The organism is Veillonella sp., from assembly GCF_018381775.1.
GTDB lineage: Bacteria > Bacillota > Negativicutes > Veillonellales > Veillonellaceae > Veillonella.
Genome location: NZ_JAGZRH010000005.1, coordinates 21,678 through 38,317, shown reverse-complemented (window position 1 = coordinate 38,317; position 16,640 = coordinate 21,678). Strand labels below are relative to the sequence as shown.

Genomic DNA, 16,640 nt, shown 5'->3' with positions numbered 1-16,640 from the left:
AAAATAGCATCTACGTAGAAATGACGCAATTCTAAGGAATTGCGTCATTTTTATATGCTTTTATAAACGCTTCTCTAGGTTAAACCAAAATATATCACTGCTCACCTTTATAAAGCAGCTTATACCTCTTGGTTAGCCATAGAAAAGCCACTACGACTAGACATACGTACAAATTCATCTATATCTTGTGTTTCATCTACACCCACATAACCTAGTTCACGAACCATGCCATACGGATTATGAAGAGATAGTTGAGGATTTTCTCCTGTAAGAACCCATAAAACCTTATACCCTTTCGGAGCCTCTCGTAATCGTTCCTCGCCTTTGCCATCTGTGAAGTAAACCAATAAATCCACACGGTTTTGATTGGCTAAAGAAAATACTGGCGAGAAAGCTGTTGCACCGCGCACATCAAGGCGAGGCTTTACATCTTTTACTGATTCCATCGTATAAGTACGGCGCACCTCATTATCACATTCTACAACGGTAATGCGATGGTTATAGGCATGTACAATTTGCAGTACTTGTTCTAAGGCGTTCGTAAACTCTGCATCGGTAATACTACCACTCATATCGAGAGCAACCCATACATTAGCCTTATGTTGACGCAAGGTACCAGACAACTCCAAGCGCTCAGGTTGACGACGATTGCGACGCATCGTCGTTTTTTTGTACCCACTTGCTACCTTGCCCATGAGCTTTTTAAGGTAGAAATACCACGGAAGAGCACGACGCGTCTTTTGGAAGGTATCGATGAGACTCTTCACATATCCTTCCATATCACCTTTTGAGGCTTCGTTGATATAGCGCTCCGTAATTTGGTCCATCGTATCCGTATCAATGGAATCAGATTCATCCCAAATATCATGGCTAGTTTGAGGATCAAACTCCATAGCTACAGCTGTATCAGAATTATCTACAGGTACAAAGAGTTCAGGCTTTTCCTTCATCGCCTTATCGATGGCCTTGGCGTAATACTCAATGGTACGGAATCGTTTGAGCATCAATCCAAAACGTTCATTTACATTGGCTACAGTAACCGCATCACGATCAACATGTTCTAAGTAGTCATTTACAACCATATCCATCGCCATATGTACAGCCGTTTTATTAAAGCTTTGACTCAATGTTTTTACGCGCATCAAATGTGCAGAAATAATATGTAGAATTTCACGCTTAATGCCATCTTTCATAACATCTGGTGGCTGGCGTAGTAAGATAAAAGGATTTACATATAATACATAGCCACCTTGTTTTAAGTTAATACCGAAGGCACTGGTCATATCAAAACGAATACGATGAGCCATTTGTAAATAGAAATAACCAAAGAATTGGTCCTCTTCAAGGAGTAAGCTATTTACATCATGCAAAATATTCCATAATCGTTGCTCAAAGGCAGGTGTCATAACGGCTTGTTGCATTACTGCAAAATCGGTGCCTTCAATTTGTATCTCATCTAAGGCACGTCCTATGGTCCCTATATGACTATCTGACATATTGTGATTCATCATATCTGCCGCTATACGTTCTGGTTCCATGCTATGATGTTGTGCTTCATAACTATCTACATAGGCTTCGTAGGCAGCATAGATTTGTGTGTACAAGGCCTCTGCTTCACGATGAATACGTTCCCGTTTTGCATGCCAACGATCGAGAGCCTCGATGGCCTTCTCATCATAGGAACCTGTTTTCTCCCACCCGTCTATATGAGTGAGTAAATCAGAGGCGTCGCGAATATCATCTTTATCTAAATTTCGTTGCATTATTCCACCTCCTTTTTCGTTTAACATCAGATTTTATGTATATCATGTTTTATATATTGGTTATTGTATCCCCAATCATTCGCTAAATTTCTTTGTCCATATAGACAGCTTCATTTAATTAACTATAGAGCAGAACTATTTTTGTGCTTCAAAGAAGGTATCGATGAACAAGTCATCTTCAATCGCATAGGCGTATACCCGCTCATAAGTGTTTCGTAAATCTTTCATAACTGCTACGCGTAGATCACCAGGATACAATGTAAGGAATTCAATGAAGTGATGAACTTCTTCGGCATTGCTATTGCGGTTTAAACGATGCAACATATTTTTAGCCGCTACGTATAAGCGTGTTGGACTTTCACTTTTAACCTGTTCAGCCATAGACATAATGGCCCCTGGCTTTTGAACTGCCGCCAATACATCATCAAAGGTAATAAGTGGTTCTTGGTCTGACTCGATAAAGCTTACGAAAGCCTCCGCAATGAGTTTACCAACGTTACCGCGGATAACATTCATAAATACGTCACGACTATAAGCTGAACCCTCTTGGTTTTTATAAATTGTATATAGGCCAGACACGCGTTCGAAGGAGCGAGGTGTAGCATCAATATCGTCTTCGTGGCGTTGATTTAAATATTCAGGATAAGAAGAAATGAATTCGATAACCTTTTCTTCAATGCCTGCGCCGATAGCCCAATCGATCCATTGCATGTAATCCGCATTCATATAGAGCCATACAAAACGGTTTTGTTGGGCTGGATCCATATCAATCGTTTGGTAATCAAAGGAATCCTCAGGGTTCATAGCGGCGATGATACGCACTTGATCACTCAAGGAGAAACCATTGATTTCACGGTTCAAGATAAGGTTCATCAACTCTTGTTGTACCGCATGTTCTGCACGGTTAATTTCGTCGATAAATAGCAATACTTGGCGGCCTTTATCTACGGCTTGTGCCACATGTTCTAACGTATGATGTACTGCGTATACCGTAGTTTTCACTTCACGAGTATGGCCATAACCATCTGTGTGCGTCACCGTTTCCACCGTTGGCAAACCGCCGATTTCACCTTCTTTTAAAAGGTTGCCATCGATAGTAACGAGTTCCCAATCATGTACATCTGCTACGCGCGCTGCGAGAGATGTTTTACCGATGCCCGTTTCACCGACGAGCAATGGTACTTGATTTGCGGCAAGCACTAATTCAACGCTCGCCATTGTATCTATAAAGTTCATTGTATCTCCATTTCTAATACTTCAAATATTCACTGACTGCAATTTTCTTAACAGCCCTAGTTCCATAAGCATCTATAAGTGACAATAAGTCGATATGCCATTTAGATTGGCGACCACCGATAGCTTGGTTGTTAATCAATTCACGAATATAGTCTTCATCAGCTGTATCACTAGAGATGGCGCTAATGATGATCGATTTAATTTCGTCCACAGTGACACCTAAATTATTTGGTATATACCCTAGTGTGGCAGCACTTACACCAAATAGGTGCAATGCCAAGTCCTTTGTAAGCTTTGTAATTTGTCGCATCGCTTGAGAATCTTGTTTAACTGCTGCTTCTAATACGGCTACGCTAGGCTCATCAATATAACGTAATGCCAAGTAATTCTCTTTAACCGCTTGCAATTGTACGGCTTCACTAGGCTCCTTAATATATTGCAAAGCATCATAGTTGGACTTTACAGCTTCTAACTGCAGTGCTTCAGATGGATTTGCAATATAGCGAATAGCCCACCCAGATTGATCGAGAGCACATTGAACAACTGCATCAGATGGGTTGTCGATATATTCTAAAACAGCCCAATCTTTTTCCACCAAGGCCTGTAATAGTCCTTCTGTAGGATGTTCCACGAATTGTATGGCTCGTGGTGATTGTGAAAGCGCCGTTTCAATAACCTTTTCAGTAGGTTCTTTAATGTATTGCAACAACATGCCATTTTGAGCTACGCAGGTAAGTTGCATTGCTTCTGTAGGGTTTGGAATATTCCGAATTCCATGGGGGTTATTGGTCAGCGCCGTTATGTATTGTTCTTCTGTCATACTAACCTTCATTTCTATCTAAAAAGGCCATACGAATACGTATGGCCTATACTGAATTCTATTTTTATTGTATCATATTTTTTCGATATAATTATATCTCTTTCGTATACTTACTACACCGTTAATGCATCTAAATCAGAATTATTCCCAATTACTAATAATTTATCATCTTCACCGAGAATGGTAATTGGGTTTGGTGGAACTTCTAAATCTTCACCGCGTCTTATGCCTACTGCATTAAGATTATATTTCTCACGCAAATTAGAATCCTTTAAGTTAGACCCCACCAAGAATGTTGGCACCTTAATTTCTATGAGACTAATATTTTTAGATAGTTGTAAATAATCCATCACATGGTCTCTAGTTAAAAACTGTACAAGGCGTAATGCCATATCGTATTCAGGGTAAATCACTTGATCTACACCTATTTTATGAAGCATTTTGCCTTGTATATTATTTTCAGCCTTGGCCACAATTTTAGGTGCATTTAATTCTTTAAGAAGCATAGCTGTCATTAAATTAGCTTGAAGATTTCCACCTATAGCCACAATAACCATATCAAACTGGCTTAGGGCCAATTCTTTGATTGCCTCTTCATCAGTTGTATCTGCAACTATAGCATGTGTTATAAATGGCGAAATTTTCTGTACAACTTCTGGATCAATATCTACACCTAATACCTCATGCTCCATGGAAGCTAACATCTTGGCAACAGTGCCACCAAATTGACCAAGACCTATTACTGCTATCGTTTTATGTTTCATATATGCCCCCTTTTATATTCAATCTAATCTATTTTTATAACAATACACGCTCTTCTGCATAGCTAATTGGTTTAGTCGGTGCCGTTCTTAGCGCCCAAGTACCAATAACAGTCATAACCCCTACACGACCTGTAAACATGACAAGCATTAACACCCATTTACTACTTTCAGATAAATTAGGTGTAATACCCGTTGTAAGACCTACGGTCCCAAAGGCAGAAGTTACCTCAAAAAGCAGTCGAATAAAGTCATATGGCTCATCCCAAGCCAAATAACAAGTAGCAAATAAAACAAAAAGGATAGATAAAAAGATTATCCCATTTGCCTTAAGTACAGTAATCAACGAAATACGACGTTCAAAAACCTCTGTATCAGGACGGTTATTAAATAATGTACGCGCTGCTAGAAAAGCGACGGCAATAGTACTAATCTTAACACCGCCCCCTGTAGAGTTAGGACCTGCCCCAATAAACATAAAAATGATGGTAATAAACAGTGTAATTGGATGTAAATCATTATAATCTACAGTTGCAATCCCCGCTGTACGAGGTGTAATCGATTGAAATAGAGATGCCATGACCTTGTTCCATATAGGTAAAGGGCCAAACGTTTTGGGATTCGCCCACTCAACCCCCAAGAAAATAATCGTCCCTAAAAAGATGAGCGCCGTTGTGCCAACTAACATTATTTTTGTATGTAGTTTTAAATCTACAAATCGTCGTAGCTTGCGATGCGACCAAATATCAAATGTTGCGAGATAACCAAAACCACCTATTACAATAAGGGCCATTGTATTCATATTAAATAATACATCGCCCACCATAGCATAAGGTAGATCATTATCAAAGAATATAAATCCTGCATTACAAAAGCTGGAAATAGATTGCATAATCCCCGTATATAAAGCAGCATCACCAATATAGGGATATAGCTGAATAGTATAGATAATACCCCCAATTATTTCGACACAAAAGGTATAAATGGTTAGCTTCTTCGTAATATGTAGAAGCCCTTTCATGCCATCTTGCCCTACATCCTCTGACAAAAGCACGCGATTTTTCAGGCCTACCCGTCGCCCTAATACTAGAGCAATAATAGTGGTAAAAGAAACAATCCCTAAACCACCTAATTGGATAAGGATTACCATGACGATTTTGCCAAACAAGGACCAATGATGATAGGTATCTACTGTTGACAATCCAGTTACAGAAACACAAGATACTGCGGTAAAAGCTGCATCTACAAGCGTTGTACTATGGCCTTGAGCATTTGATATGGGCAACATGAGTAATATCGTCCCTATAGTCATGGTAGCAAAAAAGCTAAGGGCTAATAGGCGATAAGGATTTTGTTGCATATATTGCTGAACTTGATTTTTTGAAGTATTTTTCCACATAACTATAGTCCTATCCTATTAGTTCCTGCACTGACTTTAACGTTGGTAGTGGACTGCGCCCGCCTATGCCTTGTGTATTTAAAGAAGCTACTGCAGATGCAAAAATAGCGGCCTTCTCTAAATCGGAATGCGCACAAGCTTTTAACAACTCTACAGCATGTATAGATGCACGGTCATGCTTAGTCGTCGAAGTTGTGTCTTGCCCCTTCATATGATTAATTGTATGTACTAAATTAGCTAGAAAAGCACCATGAAAGCTATCCCCAGCCCCCGTTGTATCTACTACGGTAGATTGAGTAAATGGTTCACATCGATAAAATGTTCCATCAGGCCAAACAAAATAACTACCATTTGCACCATCCGTAACACCTGCAATACATGCACCTCGTTCATGAATGATACGACAAGCCTCTTTTAGATTAGTTGTGCCCGTATATTTTTCAGCATAATCACGAGCTACGATAACGATGTGACTGGCTTCAGTAATAGGCTTCATGTCTTCATCGTAACGCTGAGCACCACCATCTAAAGAAATGATAGTGCCTACCTCTTTTGCAACAGTCATAGCAGAGCGCATGAGTTGGCGATGTCGACCATTGATATGCAGAATATAGGCTGATCCTATGAGCTGCTTATGGGTATCTAAAAACTCAGGCTCAGTTGAAGTAGACCGTTCAAAAAATACAGCACGCTCACCAGTACTCTGTTTTACGAGGATTGTTGCCACACCGCTGTTAGCACCGCGTTCAACTTGAATTGCCTCTGTATTAACATTGTATTTTTCAAAGTCATCTAATATATGACGACCTACCATGTCATCACCAATGCTATCAATCATAGCGGTACGAGCACCATATTTTCCTGCCACTGCTAGTGCTGTAGCCACTGGCCCACCACCATCTGTAGTAGACGATACGACTTGTTGTACCTCACGGCCTGTAGGATAATGATCGACGACGATAAATCGATCTAATGTACTGGCACCTATGCCAACAATATCTATATATTTTTGAGGAAATGTACTCATACTAATCTCCTAACTCCGAAACCACAACGATTCATGCAACAATATTACTTCTTATAGTTACAGAATACCTTTCACCTTATAAAAAGTAAACCCCAGACCATGGTCTGGGGCTACTTTGTAGTACAAAGTGTACTGTATGTCACGTAGTTTGTCTTATTTAGTATATGTTGTGTGAGAAAGGTTGTTAGATATAAGGTGTAATATAACAGGTTAAGACATCATACGTTCCATCATATATTCAATTTCATCAGCACTCAAATTGTACATAGCTTGTACCATTCGATTAGCTGACTCACCAGAAGCACCGCTTTTGGCGATTTCCGCTTTTGCTTTTGCAATGAGAGCTTCTTTACGTTGTGCTTCTGAATCTTCATCTGTAGGTACCGAAATATTAGCTTTACCTTGACCAATACCACGTACCTCTTGGTTAGGATTATCTTTAGACGTTGTTTTCGTATCTTGGGCAGCCACCGCTTCCATAGCGAAGGAGTTTTTACCAGTCATGATATACTCCACAGCCTCCAAGGTACTTTGTGTAAGATTTACCGTCCAAAATTCACCAGCGGCAGTCAATTTATAAAGTAACCCATTGTAAGTTAAAAGACCACGCTCTTCCCATAATTTATAGAGCCAGTTTAATTCTTCTAGTCTTGGATCTAGTGTTACCAAACTCATAATATTGAGGAAACCTTGTTCAAGTTGGCTTACCACTTGATTTACGACGGGTTGTAAATCACTTTGTTTCATAAGAGCCATGAATGGTTTTTCACCGCGGCTAACCATATCTTCGTATGGCTTTAATGCACGATGTAACATCATGCCGTACCCATCGACATTACCACCGGCACCGCTACCAAATGGGAACATAGGCACGCCCGCTTTAGCCAAGATATTATACAAGCTACGTTCACGATTGTTTGCACTCCAGTGAGCAGCGCTTAATCGGCGATAGGAGCGCTCATCAAGGTACTTACGACCGAATTTGAACATATCCCCTTGCATTGCTGTTGTCGCAGCAGCTGGCACCTTACCTTTTGCAATATCTTTATTAAGATCACTGCCATCAAATACGTTTAATTGATATAGGTCAGCACCATCTACGCCAGAGCTTACTAAATCAGCTAGATCTTGTTCCCAAACCTCCATAGTTTGACCAGGCAAACCATAGATTAAGTCGATAACAACAGAGCATTGACCATAGGCTTTCAACGCAGCCAACCGTTCTAATACGGTTTCTTTCGTATCTAGACGGCCTACCATTTGACGAACTTCTGTGTTGAAAGATTGTACACCAATAGACATGCGGTTTACGCCGTTTGCCATCCAAACATCGAGATTTTCAGGAATCAAATCGTGAATACGGCCTTCTAAGGTAAGCTCGTAATCGTTAGCTAGTGGCAAATATTCTTTAATTGCTTTTAGCAATCGTTCAGAGTTTGCTGGAGATAGCGATGTTGGTGTGCCTCCGCCGATAAATACGGCGTGGATTAATCCATCTTTTAATCTTGGACGCTCACTAGCTAGTTTTAACTCGCTAACAAGACCATCAATATATTGGTCCTCTATACTTTGACTTGTACCATTTTGGAAGAAGCCACAATATGTGCATTTTGTCTTACAAAATGGAATGTGAATATAGGCGCATTGCATTTCACCCTTTTTCGGTGTGCCATTCATTAAGGTATCCCAAACGGCTTGTGTTTCCTTTGGAGAAACTAAGGTACCATTTAGCCCTGCATGAACAACCCGTTTATGCGGGAATGCACCACTCATCGGATTATCGCATTCTAAACCTAATTGTAGATTGCGTTGTTTCTCCGGAATGGATTCAAAGAAACTTGCTAAACTCATACTCCAATCCCCTTTCAGTTTAGGCTTGCAACTTTGCAAGTACAGATTTTGTAAATTCTTTTGCATTTGCAAAGTCTTGTTCGTCTGGATGTGTTTCAGCCGCTTTATGTAAGGCATCGCGTTCAGGGCTTTGACCATGAGCAGATCCAGGTGGGAACATTTTATACATCATTTCGATGACTTTCGGATCAATTTTACCTTGGCATACGAAGCCATCTACAAGGGATTCTTTATTTTGTAGTAATTCAGATGCTTTTTCAATACTTTCACGAGCGTGTTCAGAATCTGCATACATACCTAATGTGGCAAAGAATACGATGTTAGGATTTGTTAAGGTTTCAATCAATTTTGCAGCCTCTTTATTTGCTGTACCGCGATCTACCCAGAAGCCTACGAACACTGTGTCATAATCAGCTAAATTCTCAGGCGCTTCTTTTACGGGAACGCATGGTGTACCTTCAGGCATTACGGAAGCCATTGCTTCCGCTACCCTTTTTGTGTTTCCCGTGAGGGAAGAATATAAAATAATGGATTTCATAATTAGCTCCTTTAATTCTTGGATGAGTATATTACTAAAATAGATCTATTACATAGATACTTTTATTCCTCCTCATCATCAGAGGATTCGTGACCTCTAAACTCAACTGGTACCTTGATATCGATATCTTCGCCTGTTGGATTTTTATATGGTGTTGCGGCCACTACGGCAGACATTGCCGCATCATTGAATATTTCATTTGTAGAAAATACGATACTTTGTCCAATAAGACTACCATTTGTATCAAGTGTTACTTGTACAGTCACATCGCCTTGTAATTTTCTTTTTAAAGCCATGGAAGGCATTTGTGCATTGTCTTGCACTCTTGCACGGAATCCCTCCGTATCAAAGGCAGCTTTCACCGTACCATGATCATCACCATTACCATTGCCATTACCGTTGCCATTTCCCTGACCTTGGCCATCGCCATTACCAGTGCCAACACCTGTACCGTTACCACCGCCAGAGCCGCCACCATGTCCGGGGCCGGAACCCCCTGCGGAATTATCGCCAGAGGTATTACCTTTATGTTCGCCACCTTTTTTGGCTACATCTACTGCATCAGGAATATCTGTTGTAGGAGATGGATCTATATTCGCTACAACAGCCTTTGTTCTTGCCGCCACTTCATCTGCTGACAATGGTTTAGGGAATAGGTCAGATCTATTACCTCCTCCACCGCCGGCATGACCACTACCGCCATCATCGAGCACACTTTGTGTGAGGTCGATTTCATAAGTTTCCATGTCTTGAATTGCTGGAACCACTACGAAAAAGATTACGGCAATAAATAGAGCAATAAGATGAACTATGGCGGATATAATGGCTGCTTTTTTCCATGATATGCCTAGTCCCATAGCTATCCTTTCTGTTCAGCTGCAATAGCCAAGCGTTTAACACCAGATTGTTTTAGCATATCCATAATCGCTACTACTTGACCATGAGCTGCACGTTTGTCGGCTTGTAAGATAACACTAGCGTTAGGATTTTCTTGAATCCGTTGTTTAATCATAGCTTCTGCTTCATCAATACTCATTGGATTGTTATCAATTGTAATATGCCCTTCCGCATCAAGTGTAAATACAACAGGCAATTGAGCTGGTGCAGATGCACTAGTAGCTTGTGGTAGTTGTACAGATAATGCTTTTTGAGCTACTGTTTGTAAGCTATTCATCATGAAGAATACCAACAAGAAGAAGATAATATCAATCATTGGAATAATCATGAATTCAGGCTTTGTTTTCATACGAAAGCTTTGTAAGTTCATAATCATTTCCACCCTTCTCGTTTAGCACTAACGATGCTTACGCACATACCTTCAATTTGATTAATAATAGAATCTAAACGATGGCTAAAGAATGTGTACACAATGAATGCCATGATGGCTACACACAAACCGGACGCTGTAGCGATAAGGGCCTCACCTACACCACCAGTGATAGCAGATGCGCCCGCACCGGAGTCGAGGATACTGAAAGAACCAATCATACCTGTTACTGTACCTAATAGGCCCAATAATGGAGAGATTGTAACGGTAGCACTGAGGTAATCCATATATTTACGGAAGCCTACTGCGTCTACACCCATTTGGTCAGCAAAGGCTGTTTTCATAGCTTCTTCGCTAGAAGTATTATGTAAACCTGCTTCTGCAATACGACTCGCAATAGATGGGTTTTCTTTGATTACTTTATCAATTTCTGCCCAATTTTGTAATTTTGCTAGTTCATTGACTGCATGGGTAACAACGAAAGTTTTACCGGCATATTTGTGATAGTAGAAAGCTCGTTCTGCAGCGATAGCGATGACCATGAAAGACAAGAGTAATAATGGATACATTACATACCCACCGCTATAAAACAAGTGAATGACATAATTTAAGTTTTCCATATTAGTAACCTTTCTGCCTGTTTACAGACTGAATATTAGAACCTGTAGGTCCCTTGAATTCTTGTATAATCGCCTAACTTAAAGCTTTCACTACCATATAACGTATCTCGTTTATTAGTACCCTTCGCATCGAACGTGTAGAATGCCTCAAGGAGTAAATCCTTGCGAGGTACATAGCCAGCACCAAATGTAAAGCTGCGAATACCGTCAAGATAACGATCCGGTACTGCGCCAGTACCATTGCCACCAAAGAAGGAGCCATGTTCAAAGTATTTGTAATCGATGAACGCATTCCAAGATTTAGGAATATCTAGGTCGGCACGACCAATGTCGAGACGAGCCATCCAGAAGTGTGGTGTACCACCCATTTGATGACCTTTAAGAGCAAAGTCGGCTGTGCCACGTTCGTGTTGGTATACAGTGTTACCATTTAAATAACGGCCCAAGTTGGAACGGTTTTGGCCGTAATCAACGGTAACAGATGCATTCGCACCTAATTGATATTTAGCGCCAATACCGAATACATGCGCTACATTGGAGAAGCTATATTCATCATTACCGTTGCCATTTGCATTTAGGTATGTATGCGTTTTACCGCCAAAGGAGCGTAAATACCACGCTTGTAACCCAAGACGAGAGCCTATTTGTTTCTTGTATTGAACAAAGGCAGCTTTATCAATAGCTGGTACATTGTCTTTTTCAAGAACTACCCCTTCTGTTTGAATCAAGTTACCAATGATCTTACCAATCGCTTCACGTGGTAATTTATTTTCAGACTCTGCATCATGTACAACCTTTTCAAGATTATACATATAGTTGAACAATGCATTTGGCATGCCCCAACCATAGTAAGAACTACCTTCACCCCAATCATTGGAGGACATTGTAAAGTTCTTTTTGTAAATCGCATCTTTAGCATCATAATCACTAAATACATAACTACCACTATCGTATTTATACGTTTTAGCCCCTAAGTAACCAGTGAACTCATAATCACTAGCTGGTTGTCCATAGTAATCATACGATTGTTTGAACGTGCCATCTGGCTGTTTAACCCAAACCACATCAAGCTCACTATTGTTATAGTTGCTCCAGTTATCTGTAGCATTATATTTAGCAATTTCTGCTACGGATTGATTGATCTCGTCACCATGTTTTTCAACATAGGCTTTAGGATTTACTAAAGCATCTTTATTATCAGTAGATACGATAAGACCTTTAGCCTTTTCTTTTAAGTATTCAGGGTATAAAGATGAGTTCACATTATACATAATGTCGCCGGTCTTATAGAGTTTTTCCCCTGTATTCTTATTAGTGATTTCATACATTGCATAACCACCAGATGGAATATCGAGGGAGAATTTCTTCTCAGCCATATCTGTAGGGTATGCCTTTGTAAGAATATCTTGTAAGCGGCTCATCACTTGAGCTTGTTTTTGTTGTGTTTCTACAAGCTTAGCATTTGCCTTTTCAAGCTCTTGATCGCGATTTGGATTACTCCATCTTAAATCCAAGGTTTCTTTATAAGCTTCATATTCAGCTTGCAATTCTTTAAGTTGTTGATAGAAGTAGATGCTATCTGTCTTACCTTTATAAGTAGAATCATAAATACCATTAGGGCTATCTGGTGCAGCTGTATCTTCACTAGATTTTTTCTCACCATCAGAACCGGTTTTAGTAGCACTTTCAATATCGTATGGGAACTCATCGCGATTAATACCGATTAACTCAGCCGCTGTTGGCGGTCTGTAGATAACTTCATGTACTGCGTGAGTATAGGCAGAATCAGTGATACCTGTACTATGTTTGAAAGTACCAACACCGATACGAACTTGAGAGTCATGACCATTCCAAACGGCACGAACACCGTCATAAGATTGACCGAACCAATAACCACTCGCACCCATAGGCTCTGTTAAGCGGCCCACAGATACATCCCATTTTTTAACGCGTCTCGTGAGATCCACTGTATCGAGTCGTTGATGGTTAAAGCCTTTAGAATCAGATTGAGTCCAGCTTGTATCTACACCACTCATGCCAGTCGCACTGCCGATAACTTTGAGGTTTGTAAACTCATTAAGACGTGCATCAAAGCCAAGTCGTAAGCGTTGTTCAAAGCTATGACGATTAGCATCGTACATATTTGCTTTGGCAGAACCAATAGCAGAGTTCGCTCTAAATGGAGATTGTGGTCTATTAGAGCCGTCATGTGCCATCCAGCGCGCTCTGTAATCGCCAACTAATGTAACACCACGTTCTTTTGTGGTATCAAAATCAGAACGAATAAAATCAGTTAAACGAACTACATCTGCTACATTTTGTACACCAGATTCAGCATTTACTACTTCGCCATTAGCGCCATTAGGTGTATTGGCCCCTACTGCATTAACAGTTGTGCCATCCTTGGATTTGCCGATTGCTGTAGTTTTGCTGCTATCACCACCACCGAATTTAAGGTTAACGCCCACACGATATACCCGTTCTTGTGTAGCTCGATCATCATCGCGATGATTAAAGATATTGTTGATACCAAAGTACATCATGGCATTTTTATTGAATCGTTTTTGAACCATTACATTCCAAATGCCAAATGTTTTCTTTTCATAAGTTTGCTTATTATAAACGCCTGCATCACCAGACAAGATATCTGGCCAGTAGTTACCGCCATTATTTAGTGTATTACTATCAAGCATGTTGATATAGTAATCACCCCAGATGGAACCATTCCAACCGGATTTAGGATTGTCATAAGTAATACCGATGTCAACTTTGTGCATTGGTTTATCAAGCAATTGACGAGGCATACTTGGATCGCTCTTGTTGATGGCATGCAAGTATGTATAACCTAACTTACCAGACCAATATTTGCCGAACTTTTGTTGTACTTCCGCTTGAACACCTGTGATTTCTGCTTTACCAATATTTTTAAAGCTGTAAATCATATCTGGGGCCCGTTGGTACTTCGCATCGCCTTTGAGGTATGGCGCAAAGTCCATGAAGTCCCCTGTGAAGTACACAGACATATAGTTCTTGATGCGGTTGTGGAATACACCTACGCGCGCATAAGTATTTTTATTTTCACCTTCCAAGCTCATATCAAAGTTGACTGATTTTTCAGGTTTTAAATTAGGATTACCCGCCCAGTACCAACCGAGTTTTGCTACTCCAATCCCTACAGGGTTAGAAGCGTACATTTCCCAGTTATACCATAATTCACCCATACCAGGCTCTGTATAACCAGTACCAACATTGGCTTTAAATCTACGGTGTGTATTGCCCTTTACGTTATAGGTCATCCCCAAGGACGCAGACAAATTAGAACCAAATAGACTACTATTATCAAAACGAAGAATTGGAGATAAGGTTAAATTCTTATTCACCTGCCAAGTATCAGAAACATAAGCATTTAACTTGCGAATCGTACCACTACCAGTTGTTAAGCGTTGATCACGGCTACGATATTCTTCTAAGAAGGCTTTCCCATTTAATTTAGGCGCCTTTTTACGCATTTCTGGGTCATTGGACTCGCCATATTTAAAGTAGTCACCTACAATATTGGCACGTGTGGCAGATAATACAGGATTTTCTGCTTTTAAACGCTCTTCTAAAGCTTTATAACGAGCTTTAAACTCATCCGTTACAGGTTGATTATTAGGGGATGTACTAGACCAATCACTTAATCGACTTTCAGATAAACCATAATTTATATAGTCATCGTATGTAATGCCTGGTTTTTGAGCATCTGTTTCGGCGCCATAGTATTCATAATCCATATCCCATTGTGGCATGCCACCACCGGAATTGATGAACTTGTAGTCGTGGATGTGAGAATATACCTTAATACTGTTATCGCCTTTACGTCTTACAAGACGATCGAGTTTATCCACTAGCAAGCTCTTATCGTAATCCCATGGATCGATGTACATTGTGCTTGTATTAGGAGAGCTCTTCAATCGGCTACCAGAACCTTCTTCGCGAGCATAGCTCACGCCGTAACTAAGCAGATGATTTTTATTGAGCTGTGTATTCGCATTAGCTCGAATGTCTAATTGACGGTGATCGATATTATCGATATAGCGCAACTCATTGGAGCCTTCATAAGCAGAACGACCAGTATAACTAATGAGGGCTACGTCATTTTCTTTGATGCGGGAGTAGTTAGTTTCAACAGTCCAGTCGCTTTTACCAGCTCGAGAGGACCATTGCAAGTTTGCCGTATTACGATCTGCAGTACGTTTAAAGTGTTGTTGAGGCTCTAAGTCGGAGTCAGAGTGTTTAACATCGCGTACAAGATCTTCTGTATAACGGTTGAGACGCATTTCAAATTTATTTTTATCGTTTGCATCATAAGTTGCTACAAGACCGATATCGGCCGCATCACCATAGTAACGAAGTACATTGGGTTTGAAGTTATGCTTAGCATAATCAAAAGCCATACCGGAGTCACGACGTTTAACGGATGCTAAAACAGGCATAAGATCACGTTTACTACCAGATAAACCGGCCTTTAATTTCCCCATTTGACCAGAGTCGGCACGAATGAAAAAGTTTTGGAATGGGAACGCATCGCCATCGCTCTTACGACGCATACCTTCTGCATTTAATTGCAAAGATGGTTTCTTTTGCGCCTTTTTAGTGATGATATTAACGACACCACCTATAGCATCAGAGCCATATTTAGCACTGGCAGCACCTTGGATAACTTCTATACGTTCAACGTTTTCTGTACCTAGCCGTTGGACTTCGTCTGCTGCACCAGAGTACTTATCAAAATCGCCGAGTACGGGTTGACCATCTACAAGGATTAGTGTGTGACGCGCTTCGGCACCGCGGATGGATACACCAACACGGCCCATAGCATCAACGGTTCTAGATACACCTGTTTGAGTAAATATAATATCTTCGACGGACTTCGCCTGTTTCTTTTCAATCTCTTTCTTGGTAATGATTTGCACTTGCTGTGAGTTCAATTTTGCTTCTTCTTCAGCCCATGTTCCTTTAACATGAACTACATCTGTCGTGACAGTCGCATTCCCCGCCCACACTACAAGCGGTGCACTAAGCCATAAGGCAACTGCACTTGATAGAATAATGCTACGTTTTGCATGTCCCCACCGGTTCATTGTGCCCTCCTCAATTTCTAACTAACCATATGTTTTGTATCTCATACACAAAATAAAAAAGATACACTCTACCAACATATAATGACATTGAATATCATTTACATTTTAATGTTAGCAAAGTGTATCTTGCATATCTACTCCGAAAAGACCAAAAATATACATTTCGGACAATATTAAGTTTTTATAACCTACTAGTTCTAAACCTTAAACACTTATATTTTAAATATTACTAATA

The 16,640-nt window shown here is 40.3% G+C and carries 12 protein-coding genes; all 12 read right to left on the bottom strand.

All coding sequences use genetic code 11. The features are described 5' to 3' along the window. Nucleotides 1-119: 119 nt before the first annotated feature. The 12 genes from KH109_RS04290 to KH109_RS04235 all read right to left on the bottom strand — a co-directional run bounded on the left by KH109_RS04290 (nucleotide 120) and on the right by KH109_RS04235 (nucleotide 16,405). Nucleotides 120-1,763: a VWA-like domain-containing protein gene (locus KH109_RS04290; protein ID WP_295216175.1), complete on the bottom strand. Its 1,644-nt coding sequence runs from the start codon at nucleotides 1,761-1,763 to the stop codon at nucleotides 120-122. Nucleotides 1,764-1,898: 135 nt separating this feature from the next. Further along, on the bottom strand, nucleotides 1,899-2,999 hold the full coding sequence (locus KH109_RS04285; RefSeq protein ID WP_295216172.1) for an AAA family ATPase: 1,101 nt from the start codon (nucleotides 2,997-2,999) through the stop codon (nucleotides 1,899-1,901). Nucleotides 3,000-3,012: 13 nt separating this feature from the next. Then, complete coding sequence (locus KH109_RS04280) at nucleotides 3,013-3,819, bottom strand: hypothetical protein (protein ID WP_295216169.1); 807 nt, start codon at nucleotides 3,817-3,819, stop codon at nucleotides 3,013-3,015. Between the two features lie 113 nt (nucleotides 3,820-3,932). After that, nucleotides 3,933-4,583 (bottom strand): TrkA family potassium uptake protein, encoded by a 651-nt coding sequence (locus KH109_RS04275; protein ID WP_005385754.1) that lies wholly within the window; start codon nucleotides 4,581-4,583, stop codon nucleotides 3,933-3,935. 34 nt (nucleotides 4,584-4,617) lie between these two features. Continuing rightward, nucleotides 4,618-5,979, bottom strand: a complete 1,362-nt coding sequence (locus tag KH109_RS04270; RefSeq protein ID WP_295216166.1) for a potassium transporter TrkG — start codon at nucleotides 5,977-5,979, stop codon at nucleotides 4,618-4,620. 10 nt (nucleotides 5,980-5,989) lie between these two features. Then, complete coding sequence (locus KH109_RS04265) at nucleotides 5,990-7,006, bottom strand: PfkB family carbohydrate kinase (RefSeq protein ID WP_295216163.1); 1,017 nt, start codon at nucleotides 7,004-7,006, stop codon at nucleotides 5,990-5,992. 210 nt (nucleotides 7,007-7,216) lie between these two features. Further along, complete coding sequence (gene hutW, locus KH109_RS04260) at nucleotides 7,217-8,857, bottom strand: heme anaerobic degradation radical SAM methyltransferase ChuW/HutW (RefSeq protein ID WP_295216160.1); 1,641 nt, start codon at nucleotides 8,855-8,857, stop codon at nucleotides 7,217-7,219. Nucleotides 8,858-8,876: 19 nt separating this feature from the next. Next, nucleotides 8,877-9,395, bottom strand: coding sequence for a flavodoxin family protein (locus KH109_RS04255; RefSeq protein ID WP_295216157.1), 519 nt, complete (start codon nucleotides 9,393-9,395; stop codon nucleotides 8,877-8,879). 62 nt (nucleotides 9,396-9,457) lie between these two features. Beyond that, the gene (locus tag KH109_RS04250; RefSeq protein ID WP_295216154.1) at nucleotides 9,458-10,252 is read right to left on the bottom strand and encodes an energy transducer TonB; all 795 of its coding nucleotides are present in this window, start codon (nucleotides 10,250-10,252) and stop codon (nucleotides 9,458-9,460) included. Nucleotides 10,253-10,254: 2 nt separating this feature from the next. Then, nucleotides 10,255-10,662 (bottom strand): biopolymer transporter ExbD, encoded by a 408-nt coding sequence (locus KH109_RS04245; protein WP_287539990.1) that lies wholly within the window; start codon nucleotides 10,660-10,662, stop codon nucleotides 10,255-10,257. A gap of 2 nt (nucleotides 10,663-10,664) precedes the next feature. Next, nucleotides 10,665-11,282, bottom strand: coding sequence for a MotA/TolQ/ExbB proton channel family protein (locus KH109_RS04240; RefSeq protein ID WP_295216150.1), 618 nt, complete (start codon nucleotides 11,280-11,282; stop codon nucleotides 10,665-10,667). 35 nt (nucleotides 11,283-11,317) lie between these two features. Next, the gene (locus tag KH109_RS04235) at nucleotides 11,318-16,405 is read right to left on the bottom strand and encodes a TonB-dependent receptor (RefSeq protein WP_295216147.1); all 5,088 of its coding nucleotides are present in this window, start codon (nucleotides 16,403-16,405) and stop codon (nucleotides 11,318-11,320) included. Nucleotides 16,406-16,640 lie beyond the last annotated feature (235 nt).

Excerpts from the sequence above, each read along its gene's own strand:
- KH109_RS04290 (WP_295216175.1), bottom strand. The coding sequence starts at position 1,763 with ATGCAACGAAATTTAGATAAAGATGATATTCGCGACGCCTCTGATTTA.
- KH109_RS04285 (WP_295216172.1), bottom strand. The coding sequence starts at position 2,999 with ATGAACTTTATAGATACAATGGCGAGCGTTGAATTAGTGCTTGCCGCA.
- KH109_RS04280 (WP_295216169.1), bottom strand. The coding sequence starts at position 3,819 with ATGACAGAAGAACAATACATAACGGCGCTGACCAATAACCCCCATGGA.
- KH109_RS04275 (WP_005385754.1), bottom strand. The coding sequence starts at position 4,583 with ATGAAACATAAAACGATAGCAGTAATAGGTCTTGGTCAATTTGGTGGC.
- KH109_RS04270 (WP_295216166.1), bottom strand. The coding sequence starts at position 5,979 with ATGTGGAAAAATACTTCAAAAAATCAAGTTCAGCAATATATGCAACAA.
- KH109_RS04265 (WP_295216163.1), bottom strand. The coding sequence starts at position 7,006 with ATGAGTACATTTCCTCAAAAATATATAGATATTGTTGGCATAGGTGCC.
- hutW (WP_295216160.1), bottom strand. The coding sequence starts at position 8,857 with ATGAGTTTAGCAAGTTTCTTTGAATCCATTCCGGAGAAACAACGCAAT.
- KH109_RS04255 (WP_295216157.1), bottom strand. The coding sequence starts at position 9,395 with ATGAAATCCATTATTTTATATTCTTCCCTCACGGGAAACACAAAAAGG.
- KH109_RS04250 (WP_295216154.1), bottom strand. The coding sequence starts at position 10,252 with ATGGGACTAGGCATATCATGGAAAAAAGCAGCCATTATATCCGCCATA.
- KH109_RS04245 (WP_287539990.1), bottom strand. The coding sequence starts at position 10,662 with ATGAACTTACAAAGCTTTCGTATGAAAACAAAGCCTGAATTCATGATT.
- KH109_RS04240 (WP_295216150.1), bottom strand. The coding sequence starts at position 11,282 with ATGGAAAACTTAAATTATGTCATTCACTTGTTTTATAGCGGTGGGTAT.
- KH109_RS04235 (WP_295216147.1), bottom strand. The coding sequence starts at position 16,405 with ATGAACCGGTGGGGACATGCAAAACGTAGCATTATTCTATCAAGTGCA.